Consider the following 24,193-nt stretch of genomic DNA (forward strand, 5'->3'; position numbering starts at 1 on the left):
CAGCCCAAAAGCAAAAATATATTATTGATAAATCACTTGAATTAGCTACCAAATCCTGAACCACCACTACCAATGAAACACGAATTTAGGTCGTACGATTTCGTCAGTCTAGATACACCTTGTGCAACAATTTCCGCTGTACTTTGATGATTTCGCCCCGAACTAGTAGAGACATCGCTTAATATAATAATTCTGTAAGCTAGAAAGGAGGAAATATGTTGGATAGAAACGACGAAACTAGAAACAAATTGGATTACTAGAAGGGAGGAAAATATTTTGGATAGAAACGACGAAACTAAAAACAAATTTGATCAGGATATACCATTAAATAATGATGAGGATGTAAGAGCAGCAGATGTAGAAGGGGGGGCCTATGCGGACGCCACTGCAGATGCGGATGCCACTGCAGATGCTAAAGCTAAAGCTGACGCGGATGCCGATGCTGATGCTGACGCCGACGCGGATGCCGATGCTGACGCCGATGCTGACGCGGACGCCGACGCCGATGCTAAAGCCGACGCGGATGCTGACGCGGATGCCGATGCGGATGCTAAAGCTAAAGCTGACGCGGATGCCGACGCCGATGCGGATGCCGATGCCGATGCCGATGCCGACGCGGATGCGGATGCCGATGCGGATGCGGATGCCGATGCCGACGCGGATGCCGATGCGGATGCTAAAGCTAAAGCTGACGCGGATGCGGATGCTGACGCCGATGCGGATGCCGATGCTGACGCTGATGCTAAAGCCGATGCGGATGCTGACGCCGATGCGGATGCGGATGCTGACGCTGATGCTAAAGCCGATGCGGATGCTGACGCCGATGCGGATGCCGACGCGGACGCCGATGCGGATGCGGATGCGGATGCTAAAGCCGACGCTGATGCCGATGCTGACGCTGATGCTAAAGCCGATGCGGATGCTGACGCCGACGCGGATGCCGACGCCGACGCGGATGCTAAAGCCGATGCTGATGCTAAAGCCGATGCGGATGCTGACGCCGACGCGGATGCCGACGCCGATGCGGATGCGGATGCTAAAGCCGACGCGGATGCAGATGCAGACGCTGATGCTAAAGCCGATGCGGATGCTGACGCGGATGCGGATGCAGATGCTGATGCTGACGCCGACGCGGATGCGGATGCGGATGCGGATGCGGATGCGGATGCGGATGCGGATGCTGACGCCGATGCGGATGCCGACGCCGACGCGGATGCTAAAGCCGACGCGGATGCGGATGCTGACGCGGATGCTAAAGCCGATGCGGATGCCGATGCAGACGCGGATGCTGACGCCGATGCGGATGCGGATGCTAAAGCCGATGCGGATGCCGACGCCGACGCGGATGCTAAAGCCGACGCGGATGCGGATGCTGACGCGGATGCTAAAGCCGACGCGGATGCCGATGCCGACGCGGATGCTGACGCCGATGCGGATGCGGATGCTAAAGCCGATGCCGATGCAGACGCTGATGCTAAAGCCGATGCCGATGCCGATGCGGATGCTGACGCGGATGCGGATGCGGATGCTGACGCTGATGCGGATGCTGACGCCGATGCGGATGCGGATGCGGATGCGGATGCGGATGCGGATGCGGATGCGGATGCCGACGCCGATGCCGACGCCGATGCTGACGCTGACGCGGATGCGGATGCTAAAGCCGACGCTGATGCTGACGCCGATGCAGACGCCGATGCCGACGCGGATGCTAAAGCCGACGCGGATGCCGATGCAGACGCCGATGCTGATGCCGACGCGGATGCCGACGCGGATGCCGACGCCGACGCGGATGCCGATGCAGACGCCGATGCCGACGCGGATGCGGATGCCGACGCCGACGCTGATGCCGACGCGGATGCCGATGCCGATGCCGACGCGGATGCCGATGCCGACGCGGATGCCGACGCCGATGCCGACGCTGACGCTGATGCTAAAGCCGATGCCGACGCGGATGCCGACGCCGATGCCGATGCCGATGCCGATGCCGATGCCGATGCCGATGCCGATGCCGACGCTGATGCCGATGCTGATGCTGATGCCGATGCCGACGCGGATGCCGACGCCGACGCGGATGCCGATGCCGATGCCGACGCGGATGCTAAAGCCGACGCAGATGCCGACGCGGATGCCGATGCTAAAGCCGAAGCGGATGCTGATGCCGACGCCGATGCTGATGCTGATGCCGACGCCGACGCGGATGCCGATGCCGACGCCGATGCCGATGCCGATGCCGACGCTGATGCCGATGCCGACGCCGATGCCGACGCGGATGCCGACGCCGATGCCGACGCTGACGCGGATGCAGACGCCGATGCCGACGCTGACGCCGACGCTGACGCTGATGCCGACGCTGATGCTAAAGCCGATGCCGACGCCGACGCGGATGCCGACGCCGATGCCGACGCTGACGCTGATGCTGACGCCGATGCCGACGCTGATGCTGACGCCGACGCTGACGCTGATGCCGACGCTGATGCTAAAGCCGATGCCGACGCCGACGCGGATGCCGATGCGGATGCCGATGCCGACGCCGACGCTGACGCTGATGCCGACGCTGATGCTAAAGCCGACGCCGACGCGGATGCCGACGCTGATGCTGATGCCGACGCAGACGCGGATGCGGATGCTAAAGCCGATGCCGATGCCGACGCCGACGCCGATGCGGATGCTAAAGCCGACGCCGATGCGGATGCGGATGCGGATGCCGATGCCGATGCCGACGCCGACGCTGATGCTGATGCTGATTCGACAGCTAACGCTGGGCACAATACCTTTACAAACGGAAACAATACCGTGATCAACTACACTGATAATACTGGTCCATTTATTGCTATGACTATATCTACACTTTCTATGCTGGAAGCTTTGAAGGGAAACCAGAATTCAAACAATATAGAAGCCATGATCACCACCCTAACTAATACACTGAATGGATTGTTACAATCTGGAAACGATAACCGTAAAACTATCCTTAATGCTATTAATTCTCTCAGACAAGAGTGAAAAATTAAAAGATTGAGGGAGGATTATATGTCACGAACAAACGTATCCCGCTGTACGATTCCTACGAGGAAAGATAGCAATAACCTATATGTGAAAATTAAAAACAACAACGAAAAATTTAGTCGTCAATTTAATATGAATGTATACGATAAAGATTTGTCAACAAAAGAATCATTACCCATTTATGTAGATGACCAACTTACACCTGTAGATACCCTGGAGCCTGGAGCACAGAAAGTCTATAGAATAGACGTGTCGAAAGTAGCAGGAAAGGTTGTTTTCGAAATTATTCAAAAAACAGGCGGCTCAGGTATTAAAGTATCCAGAAACAACAAAAATCCAGCTTCCGTAGAATTACAAATTAAATAAACTCTCATGACCCTACTGGGTTAGAGGCTATGATGAAATGATATCATAGCCTCTTTTCATGCCTCCCAATCCTACATACTTATTATGAACCGGCCAGTCTGCAGCGCGGCCATATATAACGAGAAGTATGGTCATATACAGGGCTCATGCCTTTTTTATATTTCTATGATATCTGCCGTTACCGAAAAAAAATTTGTTCATATTCTATTTCTAAAGATCCAAGAAAGGGGGAGGATTTGAAGCTTAGTGTTGTAGGATTGGGTTATATCGGTTTGCCAACAGCCGTCATGTTTGCCAATTCTGGAATGAATGTTCATGGAGTTGATGTGAATCCGAATGTGATCGACATGATTCGTTCAAAACGAATTCATTTGCACGAACCCGGTATGGAAAAAGCCTTGAAGGATGCGATCGACACGGGGACGTTCACGGTTTCGATGCAGCCGCAGGAAGCGGATGCCTTTATTATAGCCGTGCCGACACCAATTGGCCCCGGCAAAACGGCTGATTTGTCGCAAGTTGTCAAGGCTGCGGAAATGCTTGTTCCCATTTTAAAGGCAGGTGATTTGGTCGTTCTCGAATCTACGGTACCCCCTAAAACGGTGGAGTCGTTACTGCTTCCTGTGCTCAGACAAACGAATCTGGTCATCGGCGAACAACTGTTTGTTTGTAATTCTCCCGAGCGGGTGCTACCTGGCAGGCTGTTTCACGAACTGAAGCATAATGACCGGATTGTCGGAGGAGTAACCCCACTTTCTGCTCAAAAGTGTGCGGAACTGTACGAACGAATTGTACAGGGGACCATTCACATTACCGATACCATAACCGCCGAAATGGTCAAACTGATGGAAAACACATACCGTGACGTCAATATCGCGTTGGCAAACGAACTGGCAAGAGTTGCGGAAGAGGTCGGTTTTGACATTTGGGAAGCGATCGAATTAGCTAACTCGCATCCCAGAGTTCATATTCATTCTCCCGGTCCTGGTGTCGGAGGTCATTGTATTGCTGTCGATCCATGGTTTATTTTCGAAAAAGCGCCCAAGGCCGCCCGATTGATCGAGCTGTCGCGAATAACGAATGACGATGTTCCTCATCTGGTTTCAAATCGGATCCGGGAAATGGTAAGGGATATCCATAAGCCTGTCATCACTCTCCTGGGTGTTGCATTTAAAGGCGATATAGACGACATCAGAGAGAGTCCCTCCCTTGTCATAATAAACGAGCTTCGCACAAACGGTTATCAGCTTAAAATTTACGATCCCTATGTCAAACAGGATATGGCGGAGAAGGCGCCTACATTGCATGAAGCGGTGACGGGATCCGATTGCATCGTCCTACTTACCGACCATGCGATTTTCAAAAATATTGATTTCGACCAAATCGGAAGGTTGATGCGATCGCGGCGGATCATCGATACCCGAAATATGGTGGATCTTAATCGTCTGCGGCTTGCGGGATTTTTATGCCAAAAAATCGGAACACAGATTGCGCACGTTGCAGCACACCGGGATGAGGGGAGGTGAGCCTGTTCGAAATGAATGAACATCAAGAGGACCGGGAACTACTGCGGGCAATGATCAGGGAGAGGATCAGACATCTCAAGCCGTATAGCTTAAGCGGTTGCGGGCGGCCCGACATCCGAGTGGCTTGTATCATGGATACGTTCAGCTATGCCTGCTTCAAATACGAATGCACACTGATGCATCTGAACGCCTCAATCTGGAAGCGACAAATCCGACGTTTTAAACCGAATTTGTTATTGGTAGAATCCGCATGGCGGGGGCTCGACGGTTCATGGCGGCGCCAACTTCACGATATCGGCGGAGATCCGGCTGCGGAAATACGGAAATTGATCAGGTTTTGCAGGAAAAACGGAATACCCACCGTGTTTTGGAACAAGGAGGATTCTCCAAACTACAAACACTTCATCTCTACCGCTAAATTATTTGATTACGTATTTACTACCGACGCAAACTGTATCAAGCGGTATAGACGGGATCTGGGGCACGACCGGGTCAGCGTGCTTCCTTTTGCCGCACAGCCCGCTCTCCATAATCCCGTTGGTTCCAGCTATCAATCAAAGGATAATGTGGCCTTCGCAGGAAGCTGGTATCGAACCAAATATCCCCACAGGATCAAGGATATGTTGTTGATTCTGGGTCCGGCCCGGAAATATAATTTGCATATTTTTGACCGAAAACGTGATTACAGAATCAACAATAATTATAAGTTTCCCCAAAGATATCACCCTTATATTGTAGGCGTATTGTCCTATGAAAAGATGGTGGAGGCATACAAACTTTACAAGGTATTTCTAAATGTAAACTCGGTAAAAGACAGTCCGACGATGTTTTCGAGAAGAGTTTTTGAAATACTTGCATCAGGAACGAATGTGATCAGCACTTACTCCCTAGGAATCGAAACTATGTTTCCCGGAATTGTGCCGATCACGGAATCGGTCGATGAGTCGAATGCTATCTTAAACAACCTGCTTCATAACGCCCATTACAGCGAGCGGCTCAGTTTGTTGGGGCTGCGCGAAGTACATCAGAAGCATTTGTACAGACACAGGCTCGATCACATTCTTAAAACGCTCAGGTTTGCGACATCCGGACATAACGGAGTGGCGATTATCGCCTGTCAAGATCAATATGTATATCTAGATCGGCTGCTCAAGAGCTTTCATAACCAGGATTGGGAACATAAAGAGCTGATCCTTTTGTTTGATAAGAGCAGCATATCCGAAAAGCAAATAAAGGAATTGCATTCCGAACCGAACGTATCGCTATATCTGTTTTCCGAAGAGACCTCTTTTGATGAGCGCATCGGCTTTGCTCTCCGTCATACCGATTACGATCGCGTCGCGATGATGAATGGAGCAGATTATTATGCTGAGCATTTCCTGACCGACCTGATGCATGCCTTTCATTATACGGATGCCCCTATCGTCGGTAAGTGTGCCCGGTATATATACCTGGAATCTCGGAAACAATTGCTGCTCGTTTCCGCGGATAAAGAGAACCGGTATGTCGATCGGCTAAGTGCGGAAGCAATGATCGTCAAAAAGGAGGTTTTTTCTGAGATTTCATTGCGCGGCAGATCGAAGGATGGGGTTGAACGTTTTTTTTCGGACTGTCGGAATAGCGGCATAAAAATGTTCGCAGCGGATAAATTCAATTACATCCGTAATATACAGGAAAGCGACGAGTCGCTCTTATACGGGGACGATGCAGATACCGAAAAGGCTGCGGTCGTAGCCTGCAACGGTGATCATGTCGCATATGCCACAATATAGGCGATGCTAACGATAGGACGTGAGAGACTAATTAAGGTGACTAAACAAGGAGATCACTCGTCTGACCATGGAATAAGGTTTCATGATTATCCCAGAATCACTTTGGATGAATGGGACGTAAACAGTTTACTTGAGATTGCATCCCTTATGGGTGTAACCCCGGAAGCCCAGAGGCGGCCAATGTGGGAGGTTATCAGCGGATCTTTGTTAAGATCCAGCTCACATCTGCCAATCACCCATGAAACCGATAAGTTGTTAACCGATTTATTCTCCGGAAAACATAGTTGGACATGTCTGCGGATGCGATGGCTGGTCGAACGGGGAGAACTTGAAGAAGTACAGCGAAAATTGCATGATTTTGCGGCGCCTCAAAAGGTGAAAATCCTCCTCTATCTTGCGAAAATCTGCTATCAATACAATGATTGCATTACTGCATTGAACTATGCGAAACAAGCTTATCGCATCGACGTCAATAATGTGCAAGTGCACAGGCGGCTTGCGAGCATCCATCATCGACTCGGGAACATCACAGAACGGTTGTTTTTTCTGAAGCGGATTAATGAGCGGTTCGGCCGCCTCTATGACAATGAGCTGGCAAATGCGCGTGACGAAATCCGACATTTGCACAAACAATGGAAATTGGATGACGATTTGTGCCGTATCGTTCATGGCTCTACGATAGTCCACGTATGGAACAAATCCTTCCCGTCAATAAACGGTTATACCGTGAGAAATGCGGAAATCATTAAACACCAAAAGGAAATGGGACTGCATGCCGTCGGCGTTACGAAACTGGGATGGCCCCCGGCTGACCATTGCGATTCAGTCCAAACCGACCTTAACGGGATCGACATGTATCGCCTTTACGATCCGAACCCTATCGAGTTGAACAAGGTACCGATGAGCCAATATTTCCGGTTATATGCCCTTCGGTTCGCCAAATTACTCGAGCATCTGAAGCCGGGCATTATTCATGCGGCATCGAATTTTCAAAACGCTCTTCCTCCGCTTGTGGTAGGCCGTAAGCTTGGAATCCGGACGGTTTATGAAGTGAGAGGCATGTGGCATTATACCCAATCTTCAAAAACGGGAGGGTTTGAGCATTCGGAGCGGTATCGCTTACACGAAGCTTATGAATTGACCTGCTGCCGGCTTGCCGATCGGGTCGTTGTCATCAGCGATTCTTTAAAAAAACTTCTGATTGATCTGGGTATTCCTTCGGAGAAAATAACAGTTGTTTATAACGGGGTGAATGTCAACTATTTTCAACCGCAACCGCCCTGTCCCGAGTTGCAGCAGACCCTCGGTCTCGAGGGAAAACTCGTTGTCGGATTTGTTGGAACCTTGGAGAAGTACGAAGGACTGGACTATTTGCTTCACGCTCTGGCTATCCTGCAAGAGCAGCGAAGGGATATAAAGCTGATTATCGTCGGAGACGGACCCGCCTTGCCCGATTTGCATATACTGTCAGTGACACTTGGTCTGCAAAGAGAAGTCTCATTTGTCGGTGCGGTCCCACGTGAGCAGGTTAGGAGGTTTTACTCGGTCATGGATATCGTACCCTTTCCGCGAACGAGGGCGAAGGTTTGCGAGCTGGTGACACCACTGAAGCCATACGAAGCGATGGCAATGGGGAAAACCGTAATGGTCAGCGATATACCGGCCTTACGGGAAATAGTGTCGGACGGTAACACCGGCCTGATGTTTCAGCCGGAGAATGCCGCGTCGCTCGCGGAGGCGATAGCCAGTGCCCAGCAGCATCCCTACTTGGGAAGGAAAGCGAGGGAATGGGTGGTAGAAAAAAGGGACTGGCGCAACCTTATACGCGGCTATGTTGACGTCTACAACGAATAAAAACACCGGAAATAAGGAATCAGTGAAAGAGGGGAGAAGTTTCTTTGAAAATATCGGGTATCGATTCGAGTTTGCCCGTCGTTCCCGTAAGTTATCGATCGGAAAATCATACCTGTGACGCACAAGAAAACAGGGAGGACTATATCGTCGATTATTTAAACGACTACGTAGGCCGTGGCCAGCCAATCGAAACTGCTGCCGGTTGGTTGGATCTAAGAAATCAAACCTATGAGAACTACATTATTAAAACAAAACGAACATATAAGAGTACAAGGTCGGCAGAGTATGCAGCAGGCAAGTCGTTAAAACAGGGATTCTATGTAAAGCCCTTTGTGAGGAGGCTGTTTACTCCCGATATTATCTCAATCACTCATTCCAAGGAAGTCCGCAGCGGAGGACCGAGGAGTGGGTTTCTTCTCGAAACTTTGGAAGATATAGGAGGACCGCCGCCACAATATTATCACTTTCGGATGCCGGATTGTCCATTTCATTACTCGATTTTTTGGGGAATCTTTATGGCTGCCCCGGGTCACGTACAGGGAGAAGTGGTGACGGACGAACGGCTTGTCGGATTCATCCATTTGCGGCGAACGGGGAGTGTCGCCTTGTACACGCTAATCCTCGGACACGGCGATTATTTAAGTGACGGGATCATGTTCCATCTCCATTTGGAAATCGTTAAATGGATCTTGGACGATGACAATCCATACGGTCAAGGATTGGAGCATTTGATATATGGCCGTTACTATGACGGCGGGGAAGGCCGGATTACATGGCGGAAAAAAACGGGTTTTGAACCCGCTTATCTTGTGCATCCCGATTGAAAGGAGCATTCGAATGGAACAAGCAGACAAACCGGAGAAGAAGCTTACGATATTTATTACGATTGATACGGAAGACGCATACTTTACTACACCCAGGCTGATCACCGGAGAGGGATTGCCGGAGCAGCCGGGGATCGGAAAAATCATGGATATAATGGATCATCACTGTGTGAAAGGTAATTTCTTCCTGGATGTATACGATGTTAAGTACGATCCTGCCCTGCTCCAAAAGATTGCCCGGAACATCCATCTCAGGGGTCATGAAGTGGAACTGCATACCCATCCGTCCGGAAACCTTCCGTTTTACAGTAAGCCGATCTATCGGTATTCGTTACGGGAGCAGATTGACATTTTGGAGTATGGAAAAAAATTCATCGCCGAGCATACGGGATCGAGCCCGATTGCGCACAGAGGGGGATCTTACGCGATTAACGAAAACACGCTGTACGCTTTATCGGAGATCGGCTTACCGATCGATTCTTCAGTATTTCATCAACACCCCAATAATAATCTGGGAGAAATCCCGACCACTAATAAAACTATTTCCTATTATAACACCATCGAGATTCCGGTCACCTACGTCAAAATCATCTCGAAGACCGGAGAACTCCTGAAATCCAAATTCGATCTGGACTGGTTATCTTATGATGAACTGGTGAAAGTCATCCAACTAGCGAAAGCCCACGGGCTCAGGAAAATGACCCTCTTCTTGCACAGTTTCTCATTTATCAACAAGAAAACCAAACCCGCTGCAGCACCGGAGAATCCCTCGGCCCTGTACCGGGACAAATCTTCGGGCGGAACTGTATACTGTGAAATATACGGTACCGATTACGCGGATATTTCTTCCTTCGACAGACTGCTTCACTACATGACGAGCGATCCCGAAATTGAAGTGACCACGTTTAAAGATTGGTATGCAAGGAATAAGAATGAAGCTCCTGGTGAAGATTTTATTCCGGTCATCGACAGACTTATCAAGAGTTAAAGCGTGATTCACCAACACCGAGTCATCCCGATTGGAACATTGAAGGAAAACGGGGAGGCCCATAGCTGCGTAGAGCGATTCTCCTGTTACTGGAGGATCGCTGCTTTGCGTTTTTGTTCATTGGCAGCTTGCTTCAGCAGATTATGGGCAAGGGAAAGCCACCCGACCTACATTTGATGTTCTTTCAAATAATCGAATTCTTTATCGTATTTTCCCGACCTATGCATTGTTTCTATGGTCAAAATATATACTGATATGGCTTAGAGAAGACATGCCGTTATATGTTTCGATAGAAAATGACAAAAAAGTATCCCGACATTATAATTGTTATATATATCCTATAGCGGCACTGACCAGGAGGACGGCATGCAATTTCAACCAATGTATTATGATGGGGAATTACTTCTACCGAAGATTGAATTAAATATGACATCGAACCAATCGATTGGCATTATAACGGACTTGAAGCGAAAGCAACTTTTAATGAATCAATTAGTGAATCATTCCCAATATTATTTATTTCGGACTGGGCAAAGCGAATATATGCGTTTAACGGTAGAAGAGCTCATAACCTTTCTAATCAAAGTAACGGTGAGGAATGAGCGTGTCGCTTTGTTAATGGATTATTTTGCTTTAAAAGAAGAACGGAAGGTAAAAATCAAGGATCTAAGCTCATCGAAAAGGATGTATGTGACATTGCTGCGTGTCTTTTTTGCGCATCAGCCTACACTTGTACTGGAGGAACCCTACTTTTACTTGGAGGAGCAAGATCGTCGTCAATTTAAACGGATACTAGGTGTCATCGATCCTACATCGTTAATCTGCAAAAAGTAAGAGAGATTATTACCTGGACGAAGAATAGCTACAGCTTGCGATTAAATACAGGTGAAGATGCCGTGGTTCCGTTATCCCGTTCGAAATTGCATGAATTAAAAGCACTTCTTAACATTTAAATGGTACCATTCAGGCGATTACAGCTACATTTCGGCGGGTTTTGATGGCTGGAAGCATGCAATCTGTATATGTTTAAGTCATCAACGCTAAGGAAGTGGTGTTCATGGATGTTATCCAGGTAGAACGTATCCGAAAGAGATTTGGAAATAAGGATGCGTTAGCAGATGTGTCTTTTTCAATTCCGAAAGGGGAGATTTTTGGATTCCTGGGTCCGAGTGGTTCAGGAAAAACAACACTAATCAAGATTTTAACTGCGCAGTTAAATCCGACAAGTGGACAGGCAAGTGTATTTAGCCAGCCAGCGGAGATGATGCAGCAGTCTGCCCAGAAGATGCGCTTTGGCATTTTGACGGATAACAGTGGTCTATATGAGAGATTAAGTATTGAGGAAAATCTGGAGCTGTATCGTAAGTTATATGATCTTCCCAGATCTGCGGTCCATAAGGTGCTGCAGTTTGTGAACTTAAGCGGAGAGCGCAAAAAGAAAGTCAATCTCCTATCGAAAGGGATGCGTCAGCGTGTCATGTTGGCATGCGCGATTATCCATGAGCCGGAATTATTATTTTTAGATGAACCTACTTCGGCTTTAGATCCAGTAAACTCAGCACATATTTATAAAGGCTTGCGCTACTTAAATGAGAAAGGGACAACGATTTTTTTAACTACGCATGATATGGCTGAGGCAGAATTGATATGTAACCGTGTAGCGATTTTGTATCAGGGACAAATCCAAACCATCGGCTCACCCAAGGAACTTAAGCGACAGCATCGGGAAAACGTAGTTTGTGTTGACTTAATCAATGGGGAATCTTGCGAGCTCCCGATCGATGAGGGAACGGCTGATCAAATCGCGGATTGGATGAAACGTGGGCTAATTGACCGGTTAGAAACGAAAGAGCCAAGTCTGGGTGATATCTTCATTAAAATGACAGGAAGTGAGCTGCTATGAGTATCTCATACAAACGTGCCCGGGCGATATTTGTGAAGGATTACAAAGAGTTTTCCCGCAATTATGCGATCTCGATTATTCTGATATTTCCCATACTCTTCGCATTTCTTTTTCGAAGTGCAGGCTCGTCTTTACCTGGAGCTATCGGTTTTCTTCTAAATACATCATTAGTGATTCTAACGAGTCTGGCACAAGCCTGCTTGATCGCGGAAGAGAAGGAGCGTAACACTTTACGGTCATTAATGCTGACTCCGGCCACGACCATGGATGTTCTCATCGGTAAAAGCAGTTTGGTCTTTGTCATGTCTGCTGTTGTTCTGGCTATTTCCACATATATATTGGGCTATGAGCCAGCTAATATAGGGGCGTTTGTGGCAGCAATTATTCTTTCGATTATTCTGTACACAGCAGCCGGGACGATCTGCGGTTTATTCTCCAAGACGGTGCTTGAAGCCTCATTATCTATACTTCCTGTGGCGTTCATATTCACCGGTGCACCCTGGGGAGCGCAATTTGTGGAGGATTATCCGGTCTTCAAAGTGCTGGATTACATGCCAAGCAGTCAGCTTGTGCATTTGCTGGGTCTAAGCAATACAGGTTATACGACAGGCGATGTATTGAAACCTCTCCTCATCATTTTGGCATGGACGGTTGTATTAACGATTGTGTCTGTTGTTTTGTATCAACGACGGTTAAAGGATGAGTAGGATTTACAAAAGAGTATCTGACTTTATGCCAGAGTCTATGCTGCAGTATTCGGGAATCTATGGCGCGACCAGTACAACGATAAACATCGATATTACCGAAGGCGGCGTCATGTCTATCACTTCGGAGCAGTCGCCCGATAATCCGGCCCAGATCTACGAGTATTCGGCGGACGGCACGTTCCGGAGTGCGGATGGGAATACGAAAGTGTTAACGGCAACTGGTGCAAGTTAATGAAGCAAAGGAAGTTCTTTTTTATTCCAAATCTTGCTATTGTTATAGAGTTTGATTATACTTTAGCCACTATAGAATCGCGTATTTCTACCGAGGAGGAATCAAATTCCGATGAATATAGCCGTCAAGTTGATGCGAAAATTCAAAGACCTCGATAACCAGAATAAGCTGAAGGTCTATCGGGACAAAGCGGAGCTCATTAGGAACCGGAATTTGCATGCATGGGACGATGGGCAGCTTCAAGCGGAATCCCTCCGGTTGCAAAAAGAAGCAAAATCGGGCACGCCTTTAGATGAGCTGCTTGTCGATGCTTATGCGTTAGTCTGCGAGGCAGCGAAAAGAAAGCTCGGATTACAGCCTTACGAAGTCCAGATTATGGCTGCCATTGCTCTACATGAGAGATTTCTGATCGAGCAGCATACCGGTGAAGGAAAAACACTCTCTGCTGTTATGCCTGCATATCTAAATGCTCTGACCGGCAAAGGCGTTCATGTGCTGACTTTTAACGATTATTTGGCCAAGCGGGATGCGGAGTGGATGGGCCCGATCTATCGTTTCCTCGGGTTAACGGTAAACTCGGTTCAAGCGGGCATGAGCCTGTTCGAGAAACGGGAAGCATACGCCGCGGATATAACCTATGTTACGGCTAAAGAAGCGGGATTCGATTATTTGCGCGACACGATCGCACTGGGCAAAGCCGATACCGTACATCGTCCTTTCCACTACGTCATTGTTGACGAAGCGGATTCACTGCTTCTCGACGAAGCGCGGGTGCCGCTAGTCATCAGCGGCGATTCGGCCTCTTTCGGGACCGACGGCTTTCGTTTCGCTGAAGTGGCTCGGCAGCTCAAGCAAGCAGAGCATTACGACTTCGACGAGTTTCAGCGGAACGTTTACTTAAATGAAGCAGGCGCTGCGAAAGCGGAGTCGCTGCTAGGATGCGGCAATTTGTACGATAGCCATAACAGTCACTTGCTGACGTCATTAAATTGCGCGCTGCATGCGGAATCGTTATTAAAGAAAGACGTCGATTACATCGTCCGGGACGGCAAAATTGAGCTGATCGAAGAATATACCGGCCGCGTGGCCGAGAACCGGTATTTGCCGGACGGGCTGCAAGCCGCGCTTACGGCCAAAGAAGGGCTGTATTCCATAGCCGGCGGGAAAATTCTTGGGACGATCACCATTCAACACTTCATCAGCCTGTATCCGCAGATTTGCGGAATGACGGCTACCGCGCATGCTTCCGCGATAGACTTCGAAGATATTTATGCGCTGCAGGTCGTGCAAATCCCGCCGAACCGGCCAAACATCCGGATCGACCATCTGCACCGGATTTATACCCATAAAGAAGCCAAACTTAAGGCACTCGTACAAGAAATCTCATCCGCCCATAGGACGGGACGTCCAATTCTCATTGGTACGTCAAGCGTCGAGGAGTCTGTCATGCTGGCAGAGGCGTTAGCAGTTACCGGCGTACCTTGCCATGTTCTGAATGCGAAAAATGACGCGGAAGAAGCCGACATCATCGCCAAAGCGGGAGAAGCTGGCGCAGTAACGGTGTCTACAAATATGGCGGGACGCGGCGTTGACATCCGGCTCGGCGGCGGCGACCCCGCGCAAGCAGAGGTAGTCGCCAAGCTGGGCGGGTTATACGTAATTGGCACCCATGTGAACGAAAGCGTGCGGATCGATGACCAGTTGCGCGGGCGTTCCGGCCGCCAAGGCGACCCGGGAGCTTCCGTTTTTTATGTAAGCTTGGAGGACGAGTTGCTGCTTCGGTTCGGCATCCATAAAGCGATTCGTGCTCCCAGGCAGGATGAAGCTCTAGAAGAGCCGGGGCTCCGCAGCAAAATCACGCGTATTCAACGAATTGTTATGGGCCAAAACTTCGATATCCACCAGGAACTGAACTGTTATTCGGATATGGTGGAGGATCAGAGGCGGCTTCTATACGCGGAGCGCCTCCGAATTTTGAAAGGCGAGCAGCCGATGAGTCCTTCGGAGCAGCGGGTACGGCTTTTTTATATCGACGAGTTCTGGGCTGAACACCTTGCATACGTTTCTTACCTTCGCGAAGGCATTCACTTGGAGAGCCTTGCCAGCCGCAATCCGATTGACGAATTTCATGCGCAAATCACCGAAGCCTACGAGCAAATTCCTTCTAAAATAAATAGTGCGTCGGAAAATATGCTTGAAAGGCTCGGAGGTTCGAATGACCCGGCAGAGTGGGAAAAGTTCGGTCTGAAGAGCCCTGCTTCCACTCGGACTTATATTATCAGCGATCAATACATCCATAATAAGCGCAGCTCATGGACCGGAACAACCGTAACGGCTTATTATGTTCGCAAGATTTTTAGACTGGTATTGTGGCCGGTATACAAGCTGTCAAAATATTGATGCAGCATAGCTTTTTCAAGGATGATCGTTGTCGCCCATCTTAACGAAGCTATTTATTTGCCACCTTGTCCGCTTGGATTTCTTAATATTAAATCAGAATAGTAAACCGATCTCGCCGCTAAAGCTTTGGCGGCTTTTTTGCATCCATTTTGAGAGGAGCAATTCATATGCCCACGGCAACAGCAACACGCGAACGGTTGACTTCTGCCGCGATCACCTTAAATCACCATTTTGTTGACTCCATATTGAATGAGTACTTTTGGCTGCTGAGTTGTTGATCTGGCTTTATCAATTCCATATAGCAATTCGGCCTTCTTTGTGTTCATATTCCCTGTTGACTTCGAGCATAAAAAAATACATCGCCCAGGGCACAATCACCATATGGCGATGTATTCAAATCCTGCATACTGCTATGCGTCGTTTGGTTTTTCTTCGTCTCCGACAGCGATGGGATTGTCAGCCCAGCTAATTCAGTCGCTCCAGCTTCCAGATAAGCTTAATTCAATTATTGCTGTAATTGTGGTACGGTTCACCATATCATCTATAGAGCGAAAAAAATCAGGGCTTTCAACAATAGTGCCCTGGTTTCGTGGAAAGAGGTTACGCGCTGCGAGCCGCGGTCTGCTAAATCCACAATTCGGCGTCGTATGATGCAATCACTATATCTACAACCAATTATTAGTACCTGTATAGAGGGGTGAAAAGCAAATTTAGTCGAGGTAAGTGTTTTGTACAAATGATATGGGATAAAATCTTCCCTTTACCGCTAAGTGTATATATAATATCATCATTACCATTACATGGATATACATTTTAATTATTACTGATTATTGTGTTATCCGGAAATGTCAAATATAAAGCTAGTTAAGGAGTCCTTATTATGAGTTTTTTCAAAAAAAATAAGCAGGAATACAATTCATTAGCCGAAGATATAAGATTGTATAAGATACCTCTAGAAAGAGCAGAAGAAATTATTAAGTCATTTAAAGATAAATGGATTTACGTAAAATTCATATCTAATATTTATAGCAAGTATAACGATGACTCCTCCCAATCTGGTATTTATTCAAAATTTAAAGTTAAAGATATTTATTTTGATGCTAGTACTATTCGTATTTATGGGTTTGAAGATTCAGATAGATTATTTCTAAGTAAAACTAATTTAGTACAAACAGAATGCTCCATTGAATTAGATGAGGTCAAACTGATATATAAAGAAAAAGATATATTCATTGAGATTTATATAAAAATGTATTTACCTAATATGGATAGAAGACTACATGAAATTGAGGATTCTAAAAATCACTTAATAATAACAGAAGGTAAAACAGACTGGAAACACTTGAAAAACGCTCTATTCAAGCTAAAAGCGGAAGGGGAATTTAAGCAACTAGACATTGACTTCTTCGAATATGAAAATGAGGTTCAAATGGGAAACGATGTTTTAAAACGCATATGTTCTTACCAGTCATTATTTGAAAACGAAAAACTGAAAATATTCATTTTTGATTCTGATGACAAAAAAATTAATAATGAACATCGAGGCCGCGATTATATTTGCCATGGAAATAATGTATACTCACTAGTCCTCCCTATACCAAAACATAGGGAAGCAACACCATTAATAAGCATAGAAAATTTCTATCAAGATAGTGAGATAAAAACAGAAGATCTGGACCAAAGAAGATTATATTTAGCTAATGAATTTGATTTCACGACGGGTAAGCATTCTATTCTCGAAGATGTTTACACGCCGCTTGTTAACGACAAGATGGAAATCAATCATATTATAGATAATAGAGTTTTCAAGATAAACGATAAAATAATTTACAAAGAGGATATTTTTAGTAATGAAAACAAGGAAAATATAGCATTATCAAAAAATCGATTTGCAACTTATATATTAGACGGAATCAGGCCTTTTGATACGATCTCTGTTCAATCTTTTGGGTTAGTTTTTGATATTATTGTCAGTATTTTTAATGATTATTACCATCAAGACAAGAAACATGCCGTGGGTGAAGAAATAAGTCCTGGAATATATTTAGAGAAGCCCGACAATCACTTTGAAGTTTTATCTATACATGGAAGTTGCTCGAAGAAAGTTGCTTTACAAATAAGAGAAGCTACTCATGTAAGTTATGGAATGAAATTATCAAATGATAAAATGAGTGTTATTCTCTCTCTACAATTTCAAAACGAAGAAATAGAATGTTCGATACAAATAAGTGAAAAATTATTGAATTTTCTTTATAAGAAAGCACAAAATAAATTCAATAGAATTGAGTTGCACATATGTGACGAAGACAAAAATTATATATCTCATAAAGAAATTATGAATGACGACCTTTGTGTCGTTCTAATCAAGGGGATATTTAGTGAGTTAAACAATTGAAACCCCCTATTTATGTAAATATCTTTCTGAAACAAACCAAAGACTATTGATTTGATACTATATATAATATCACCACAAATGCTCTAGTCTGATTTAACTCAATCCATTATCAAAATGTGAAGTGCTTAGAAGACCTAAAAGCAAGATCCACTACCTTATGCGGTAGTGGGTCTAAATGGTGGAGGCGAGGGGAGTTGACCCCCTGTCCGAAGATTACACCACAAATTAGATATAACTTCGTTCCGTGTGATTAATTAATGTTCAACTTTAAATGTTGATTATTCGTTGATTTATCCCAAATATTCTTCATTTGTTGATTCTAAGCATATCTTTGCTCGAAGAATATTAAACATGTTATACACCAAAAAGTATGAGGATACATTCTGTGGGGTGAAGATGTAAACATTTTTGAAGCCAATTGTTGACCCCGTGTTGATTTCCAAGCATAAAAAATAAATCGCCAAGCGCGTAAGCCATTTGGCGATTTATTTAACAATAAGCATACTGATATGCCTTACTCTTCCCTAACCGCAATTGCATTTCCCTCATACGAAATCCAGTCGCTCCAGCTTCCCGCATACAGCCGCACATTCCTGTACCCGGCCTTCTCCAGCGCCAGCACATTCGGGCAGGCGGTCACACCGGAGCCGCAGTAGACGATGATCTCAGCGTCCTTGTCCAGCTCGGAGAAATGCTCCTGCAATTCCTCGGCACTTTTGTAGCTTCCATCTTCATTCTGCGTTTCTTTCCAGAAGAAGTTGAACGCACCAGGGATATGTCCGGCTTTCTTGTCCAAGGTTTCTTCCAGACCCAGGAAGCGTTCGTGGGCACGGGAATCGATCAGGACCGCAGAGAGGCCGACCGCAGAAGCCGAAGGCTCCATATTAGCAGACACCTGGCGTACCTTGTCCACGTCAACCAGCATCTGTGGCTGTACGCTTGCCTGGAACGAACTTGGTACCCGTACCGGCTGATGATCCGTGACAGGGAATTTCTCTGCCTTCCAGGTGCTAAAGCCGCCTTCGAGGATGTAGACTTGTTCATGCCCTAAATAGTGCAGCAGCCACCACAACCGCGCAGCGTTCATTCCGCTCTCATCGTCATAGGCGACAATGCGAGAATCGTTTCCGATGCCTAGTTTCGATAGACGAGCAGCCAGCAGTTGTGGATCAGGCAATGGATGGCGTCCACCATGTTCCTCAACAGGGCTGGACAGGTCCAGCTCCAAATCGAGATAGACTGCCCCCGGAATATGCTCCTGTTCATAACTCTCCCGGCCAGCTTCAGGTTTACCCAGCGTGAAACGGCAGTCCACAATCGTCTGCTCCGGCTCATAGAGCCTTGCCAGCAGCCAGCGTTTCGTAACGGTAGCCTCCATAATTATCCCATCCTTTGCTCATATCAATGTGAAATATATTATAGCGGAAAAATGGGGCCGCCGCAGTCAAAAGATACTTCATGTTGGGAATAAGGTATAATAGTGTATACGAATGGATGAGAGAACACGCGTTTTAGCAGCTTTTATATAGAAGAGATTTAGGAGGGACTAAGATGTGGAGCAGTACCTTTGAACAGGAGTTTTCCCGATTGCCGGGGGCCACATCGGATGAAATTGCCAGCTTCGTCAAGACCTGGAATGGTCAATTAACCGAACAGGAAATGCAAGAGATCAGGGACAGCCAGCGGAATCCGTTCCCCCAGACCTCGCCTTTTTACAGTCAGTATAAGCCGCTGGAGCCCTCAACATGGTTGTTCCCGCAGCGAGATTTCCCGCAGAGCTACCTGAATTTCTTAAGCTTTGCGAATGGTGGAGAGTTTCAGAATGGCGAGCGGTATTTCCAGTTTTTTGGCACTGTGGATTTAAGAGAAATGAATCGCGGGTTCATTCAACGAGTTGTGTTCAGAGCGGGGAGAACTATAGCGCAGCTTGGCTGCATCCACAATCCAGCGATACAGGAGGTAGTTAGTTGAGCGGAGCAGAACCTTCAAGCCGTCCATCCACAAGGATATCGCGGCTTACATTGACCTGATGGCTACGAAGAGCAACCCTCCGTCAACGTATGATGCCAGAATCGGGATAGCGTAGAGCTGGTAACACATAAGAGCAGGTGCTCCGCAGCTTTTGGGCCGGGGGCATCTGCTTTTTTGTTCAAATATAAGAATTTATATGTTTCACGCCATAAATTATCTTTCTATTTCTCGCTGAAACGTCGCCGTCCTTTTAAAAGGACGGCGAAGCCGTTTCCACTTGACCTCTAGTGTTGCCTACCGTCATCCGCTAAAAATAGTTAAGTGACATCGCATCCCGGACCTCTTTCATCGTTTCTTGGGCGATTCCCCGTACACGTTCCGTTCCGCTCATCAGGATATCATGGATCAGCTTCGGTTTGGCCGCATACAAGGCACGCTGCTCCCGCATGGGCGAGATCAGCTGCTCCAGCACATTCGTGATCTGTCCTTTGCAGGCAACACAGCCCATGGTGCCGTTCTGGCAGCCCTCACGGATCTCCGCAGCAGCAGCAACACTTGCGAACGCCAAGTGATAGGAGTAGATAGGACAGATATCCGGGTGCCCGGGATCATGGGCGTGGATGCGTGCCGGATCGGTTTTGGCCCGTTTGATGCGCTGCCGGATCTCTTCGGTAGAGGAATCCAGATGGATGGCATTGCCGAGGCTTTTGCTCATCTTCGCTTCGCCGTCCGTGCCAATCAGCCGCGGGGATTCCCCGAGCAGCGCTTGCGGTTCCGTAAAAATCGGCCGGTAGAGCTCATTGAATCTGCGCACAATCCGCCGCGTCAGCTCAAGGTGGGGCAGTTGGTCCTCGCCAACCGGAATGAGGGTCGCCTTGCAGATGGTGATATCCGCCGCCTGGCTGACAGGATAGCCGAGGAAGCCATAATACATCTCGTCCAGGCTGCCGGATTTCGATTCCGCCTTCACGGTGGGATTATGCCGTAGACTGTTCACGGTGACGAACATGGAGAAGAGGATGGTCAACTCCGCAATCTCCGGGATCATCGACTGAATGTATAGTGTGGTGTGTTCCGGGTTGATCCCCGCCGCGAGATAATCCAGCATAATCTCATGGGCATGACTGCGGATCAGGTCCGGCTGTTCGAAATGGGTGGTGAGCGCCTGAATATCGGCGAGAAACACAAAGCTGTCATATTGATCCTGCAGGGTCACCCGGTTCTTCAAACTGCCGATGTAATGGCCAAGGTGTAATTTTCCAGTGACGCGGTCCCCGGTTAATAGTCTTTCTTTCATGATTGAGCCTCCTCAAAGTTTTGTATAGCATAGACATCCCAGAGCAGCTTCGTACAAAACTCGCTTCGGAAGCATACGCTTTGGTTACAACCACTATCGGTCGCCATCGCCAGTCATCCACCATGACCATCACCCCCTAACTGATCACAAAAAAACTCCGTCCCGATAAGGACGAAGTTGTCGTATGTGCCACCTTAAATAATCGTGCCGCCTCTGCAGGGCAGGGCATTCCGATTCGATTAGCCGGTACGGAGCATTCCGCAGAATCTCGATACCGCTCCCCTGATAACGGCGGGATACCCGGCATTCCCCTACTGCACCCGTCCGGGTGGTTCGGAGAAGCAGCTCCAAAGTCCATTCGCTCTGACGATCAACCACCGGTTCGCAGCAACCACCGGCTCTCTGGGAGATCCATACGTCAGCCTACTTACTCTTTGTCTCAGCTGTTCAAATATACTTTGCATGGTACGCTCGCAGGAGGATTTTGTCAATACAATAAATAACGTATGCTGAGAACAGCGGCAACTTCTCTCCGTGCTGATTCATGATTAGAGCGCCGAACAACCTAACCAATTAATTTAGTTGCAAAAGCGCATCTAATTTGCTGGTTTTTTCGTTTTAGAAGCAAATAAGTGCAAATATGCATCTAATTCGAGCGTGTGAGCCAAATAGGCCTGATTTACTCGAAATTAGTTGCAGAATCGCACTTAATCGACTGCTGTCTCACATTCCAGCCGAAATTAGTTGCACTTTCGCATCTATTTACTCGGAACGCTCCATGGCAACATTCTTAGTTCTCGGGCAAGGAGCTCTTTCGCTACTGAATTAACTGCATTCGGATCAGATTAGACGATAGGCGGACGGTAGATTCCCGCTGTCGCGGATGTTACGGATCTGCTGCAGCGTCAACTGCTGATTGGTGGAGATGATAGATTCCACGTCATTGCCGTTGATATAGTCATCCAGATCAAGGATGCTGCGGCCCCTGAACTTTGCTTCGGTAAAACTTGCTTCGAAAGCATTCGCTTAGTTTTGTGAGCGTTACTGTTCCGATTCAGCTTCGTGCAAAACTCGCTTCGAAAGCATATCCTTTTGCTATCTATCCTATGACGGCCTGCTAGTTAGATTGGACACGTTTATGCAGAGAAATTTTTACAGTCAGGTACTTTACAAACTCGAAGTGTCGGTGTACTATTTAACTATTACACTGACACGATGAATAAACATGATCTTTGATGAACAGGGAGGATACAGATGAATTCGAATCAGGCAACCGATGGCAAACGCCAGATTGTGCTGCAAATGAATGGCGTCAGCAAAGTGATTAAAGGGAAGACGATCGTTGACAAGTTATCTTTTGAAATAGGTAAGGGAGAGATCGTAGGGCTGCTCGGTCCCAATGGTGCGGGCAAAACCACAACGATCCGCATGATGACAGGCCTGATCCGTATCAGTGAAGGGGATGTGCTGGTCCAGGGGCATAGCATTCGCAAGGATTTCAAGCAGGCGGTTGCCCATATTGGTGCCATTATCGAGAACCCGGAGTTCTATCCGTATATGACCGGGCTGGATAATCTGAAGCAGTACCAGCGGATGATTGACCAGGTGGAGCCGGGGCGGATTGATGAGGTGGTCCGACTGGTAGGACTGCAGGAAGCCTTGAACAAGAAGGTGAAGGCCTATTCACTTGGCATGCGCCAGCGGCTCGGGATTGCCCAGGCGCTGCTGCAGCGGCCGGGACTGCTGATTCTCGATGAACCGACGAATGGACTTGACCCCGCAGGCATTCGCGAGATGCGCGAATATATGCGGACAATTGCTGAGGTCGAAGGGATCTCGATTCTGATCTCCAGCCATATGCTGAGTGAGATTGAGCAGATCTGCCACCGGGCTGTTGTGATCCAGAACGGCAAGCTGGTGACGGTAACCTCGATAAGTGAAGTGGCGGAAGCAGAGGCGCGGGTTGTGCTGACGATGCGGGTCGATTCGACTGAAGCGGCTGTGAGAATTGTGGAAGCCAGCAAGACGGCCCAGCTTACCGGCACTGATGCTGCCCGTTCTGAGTTGACGGTGACCCTGCAAGACAAGGAAGTTCCAGCATTGGTAGCGGCCTTCAGTGAAGCGAAGGTTGGACTCTACCGGATTACGGAGCAGAAGCAGAGTCTTGAGGATGATTTCTTGAAATGGACAGGAGGGAACCGCATTGCGTAACTTTTCACGGCTGATTACCAACGAATGGATTAAATTGTTCAAAAAAACCACGTTTGCCGTACCCTTTGTGCTGATGTTTGTGGTGACTATGGTGGTTGGCTACGTTATGAGAACGTATAACCCGGAAGTTGCCGATTCTGTAACAGACTTCACCGCATCGATAATCGCCAGAGAAGGTTTGGGGCAGATTGTCGCCATCCTGGCGATTATCGGGACTGCCGGTGTGGTCTCCAAGGAGCATAGTCAGGGAACAATTAAATTTCTGCTGATCCGTGCCCGCAGCCGCAGCGAGATTCTGGCATCCAAATATGCAGCGGTGCTGATCTATGGTCTGACGCTTGTAGCGTTTACTCTGGGAAGCGCGCTGGTTGCCGGTACGGTCTGGTTTGGAGTCAGCGGAGGCGATACCACATTCAGTGATATTTTGCTGTCTTCTCTGTACCTCTATGTCTATACCGTCGTCTACATGACTTTAGGATTCATGGTAGGAATTCTGACGAAGTCCACCGGAGCTACGATTGGCATCGCTTTGTTCGCCACGACCATTGACAGAATTATCATCTCCAAGGCGTTCTACAAATACTTTCTGTTTCCCAATCTGGATCTGGGCGCATATGAGAATGGGGCAGCACCGATGCCTGGAATGACCTATACGTTCTCTGTGATCATGCTTACTGCGTACCTGCTGCTCTTTCTGCTTATCGGCTTCTCCGTCTTCAGACGAAGGGATGTTGCCTGAAC

The 24,193-nt window shown here is 47.7% G+C and carries 19 protein-coding genes; 16 read left to right on the plus strand and 3 right to left on the minus strand.

All coding sequences use genetic code 11. From position 1 onward, the window contains the following. Window positions 1–324: 324 nt before the first annotated feature. Window positions 325–2,766, minus strand: a complete 2,442-nt coding sequence (locus B9T62_RS10760; RefSeq protein WP_211296442.1) for a hypothetical protein — start codon at window positions 2,764–2,766, stop codon at window positions 325–327. Window positions 2,767–3,030: 264 nt separating this feature from the next. Here B9T62_RS10760 and B9T62_RS10765 point away from each other — a divergent pair, with 264 nt between their 5' ends. From B9T62_RS10765 to B9T62_RS10820, 13 genes are all read left to right on the plus strand, one after another. After that, window positions 3,031–3,372: a hypothetical protein gene (locus B9T62_RS10765; RefSeq protein ID WP_087915257.1), complete on the plus strand. Its 342-nt coding sequence runs from the start codon at window positions 3,031–3,033 to the stop codon at window positions 3,370–3,372. A gap of 236 nt (window positions 3,373–3,608) precedes the next feature. Then, complete coding sequence (locus B9T62_RS10770) at window positions 3,609–4,898, plus strand: nucleotide sugar dehydrogenase (protein WP_245864418.1); 1,290 nt, start codon at window positions 3,609–3,611, stop codon at window positions 4,896–4,898. Window positions 4,899–4,909: 11 nt separating this feature from the next. Next, complete coding sequence (locus B9T62_RS10775) at window positions 4,910–6,670, plus strand: glycosyltransferase family protein (protein WP_087915259.1); 1,761 nt, start codon at window positions 4,910–4,912, stop codon at window positions 6,668–6,670. 300 nt (window positions 6,671–6,970) lie between these two features. Continuing rightward, window positions 6,971–8,524 carry a glycosyltransferase family 4 protein gene (locus tag B9T62_RS10780; RefSeq protein WP_169834365.1) on the plus strand — a complete coding sequence of 518 codons (1,554 nt, stop codon included), beginning with the start codon at window positions 6,971–6,973 and terminating at the stop codon, window positions 8,522–8,524. A 44-nt stretch (window positions 8,525–8,568) separates the two neighbouring features. Beyond that, a complete protein-coding gene (locus B9T62_RS10785; RefSeq protein ID WP_087915261.1) occupies window positions 8,569–9,348 on the plus strand; it encodes a hypothetical protein in 780 nt (259 codons plus the stop codon). Window positions 9,349–9,361: 13 nt separating this feature from the next. After that, a complete protein-coding gene (locus tag B9T62_RS10790) occupies window positions 9,362–10,336 on the plus strand; it encodes a polysaccharide deacetylase family protein (protein WP_087915262.1) in 975 nt (324 codons plus the stop codon). 366 nt (window positions 10,337–10,702) lie between these two features. Next, window positions 10,703–11,170, plus strand: coding sequence for a hypothetical protein (locus tag B9T62_RS10795; RefSeq protein WP_245864419.1), 468 nt, complete (start codon window positions 10,703–10,705; stop codon window positions 11,168–11,170). A gap of 8 nt (window positions 11,171–11,178) precedes the next feature. Next, entirely contained in the window at window positions 11,179–11,289 is a 111-nt protein-coding gene (locus B9T62_RS40640) for a hypothetical protein (protein ID WP_245864577.1), read from the plus strand. Window positions 11,290–11,393: 104 nt separating this feature from the next. Continuing rightward, entirely contained in the window at window positions 11,394–12,239 is an 846-nt protein-coding gene (locus B9T62_RS10800; protein WP_087915263.1) for an ABC transporter ATP-binding protein, read from the plus strand. Beyond that, the gene (locus B9T62_RS10805) at window positions 12,236–12,946 is read left to right on the plus strand and encodes an ABC transporter permease (protein WP_087915264.1); all 711 of its coding nucleotides are present in this window, start codon (window positions 12,236–12,238) and stop codon (window positions 12,944–12,946) included. The genes B9T62_RS10800 and B9T62_RS10805 overlap by 4 nt, the downstream gene beginning before the upstream one ends. A gap of 25 nt (window positions 12,947–12,971) precedes the next feature. Then, window positions 12,972–13,178, plus strand: a complete 207-nt coding sequence (locus tag B9T62_RS10810) for a hypothetical protein (RefSeq protein ID WP_087915265.1) — start codon at window positions 12,972–12,974, stop codon at window positions 13,176–13,178. Window positions 13,179–13,289: 111 nt separating this feature from the next. Further along, entirely contained in the window at window positions 13,290–15,578 is a 2,289-nt protein-coding gene (locus B9T62_RS10815) for a preprotein translocase subunit SecA (RefSeq protein WP_087915266.1), read from the plus strand. A gap of 880 nt (window positions 15,579–16,458) precedes the next feature. Further along, window positions 16,459–17,973, plus strand: coding sequence for a hypothetical protein (locus B9T62_RS10820; RefSeq protein WP_087915267.1), 1,515 nt, complete (start codon window positions 16,459–16,461; stop codon window positions 17,971–17,973). A 514-nt stretch (window positions 17,974–18,487) separates the two neighbouring features. Here the strand turns inward: B9T62_RS10820 and B9T62_RS10825 are convergent. Continuing rightward, complete coding sequence (locus B9T62_RS10825; protein ID WP_087915268.1) at window positions 18,488–19,351, minus strand: sulfurtransferase; 864 nt, start codon at window positions 19,349–19,351, stop codon at window positions 18,488–18,490. 173 nt (window positions 19,352–19,524) lie between these two features. On the opposite strand from B9T62_RS10825, the gene B9T62_RS10830 reads away from it, so the two are divergent. After that, window positions 19,525–19,944, plus strand: coding sequence for an SMI1/KNR4 family protein (locus tag B9T62_RS10830; protein ID WP_087915269.1), 420 nt, complete (start codon window positions 19,525–19,527; stop codon window positions 19,942–19,944). A 307-nt stretch (window positions 19,945–20,251) separates the two neighbouring features. On the opposite strand, the gene trpS is transcribed toward B9T62_RS10830, so the two are convergent. Beyond that, on the minus strand, window positions 20,252–21,241 hold the full coding sequence (trpS, locus tag B9T62_RS10835) for a tryptophan--tRNA ligase (protein WP_087915270.1): 990 nt from the start codon (window positions 21,239–21,241) through the stop codon (window positions 20,252–20,254). A 1,254-nt stretch (window positions 21,242–22,495) separates the two neighbouring features. Here trpS and B9T62_RS10840 point away from each other — a divergent pair. Together B9T62_RS10840 and B9T62_RS10845 are read left to right on the plus strand one after the other, a co-directional pair. Continuing rightward, complete coding sequence (locus B9T62_RS10840; RefSeq protein ID WP_087915271.1) at window positions 22,496–23,452, plus strand: ABC transporter ATP-binding protein; 957 nt, start codon at window positions 22,496–22,498, stop codon at window positions 23,450–23,452. Continuing rightward, window positions 23,445–24,191, plus strand: a complete 747-nt coding sequence (locus B9T62_RS10845; protein WP_087915272.1) for an ABC transporter permease — start codon at window positions 23,445–23,447, stop codon at window positions 24,189–24,191. Before B9T62_RS10840 ends, B9T62_RS10845 begins: the two co-directional genes overlap by 8 nt. Window positions 24,192–24,193: the final 2 nt, after the last annotated feature.

It is taken from the genome of Paenibacillus donghaensis (genome assembly GCF_002192415.1).
Lineage (GTDB): Bacteria > Bacillota > Bacilli > Paenibacillales > Paenibacillaceae > Paenibacillus_AQ > Paenibacillus_AQ donghaensis.

Excerpts from the sequence above, each read along its gene's own strand:
- B9T62_RS10765 (WP_087915257.1), top strand. The coding sequence starts at position 3,031 with ATGTCACGAACAAACGTATCCCGCTGTACGATTCCTACGAGGAAAGAT.
- B9T62_RS10775 (WP_087915259.1), top strand. The coding sequence starts at position 4,910 with ATGAATGAACATCAAGAGGACCGGGAACTACTGCGGGCAATGATCAGG.
- B9T62_RS10780 (WP_169834365.1), top strand. The coding sequence starts at position 6,971 with ATGCGATGGCTGGTCGAACGGGGAGAACTTGAAGAAGTACAGCGAAAA.
- B9T62_RS10790 (WP_087915262.1), top strand. The coding sequence starts at position 9,362 with ATGGAACAAGCAGACAAACCGGAGAAGAAGCTTACGATATTTATTACG.
- B9T62_RS10795 (WP_245864419.1), top strand. The coding sequence starts at position 10,703 with ATGCAATTTCAACCAATGTATTATGATGGGGAATTACTTCTACCGAAG.
- B9T62_RS10800 (WP_087915263.1), top strand. The coding sequence starts at position 11,394 with ATGGATGTTATCCAGGTAGAACGTATCCGAAAGAGATTTGGAAATAAG.
- B9T62_RS10805 (WP_087915264.1), top strand. The coding sequence starts at position 12,236 with ATGAGTATCTCATACAAACGTGCCCGGGCGATATTTGTGAAGGATTAC.
- B9T62_RS10810 (WP_087915265.1), top strand. The coding sequence starts at position 12,972 with ATGCCAGAGTCTATGCTGCAGTATTCGGGAATCTATGGCGCGACCAGT.
- B9T62_RS10815 (WP_087915266.1), top strand. The coding sequence starts at position 13,290 with ATGAATATAGCCGTCAAGTTGATGCGAAAATTCAAAGACCTCGATAAC.
- B9T62_RS10820 (WP_087915267.1), top strand. The coding sequence starts at position 16,459 with ATGAGTTTTTTCAAAAAAAATAAGCAGGAATACAATTCATTAGCCGAA.
- B9T62_RS10825 (WP_087915268.1), bottom strand. The coding sequence starts at position 19,351 with ATGGAGGCTACCGTTACGAAACGCTGGCTGCTGGCAAGGCTCTATGAG.
- B9T62_RS10830 (WP_087915269.1), top strand. The coding sequence starts at position 19,525 with ATGTGGAGCAGTACCTTTGAACAGGAGTTTTCCCGATTGCCGGGGGCC.
- trpS (WP_087915270.1), bottom strand. The coding sequence starts at position 21,241 with ATGAAAGAAAGACTATTAACCGGGGACCGCGTCACTGGAAAATTACAC.
- B9T62_RS10840 (WP_087915271.1), top strand. The coding sequence starts at position 22,496 with ATGAATTCGAATCAGGCAACCGATGGCAAACGCCAGATTGTGCTGCAA.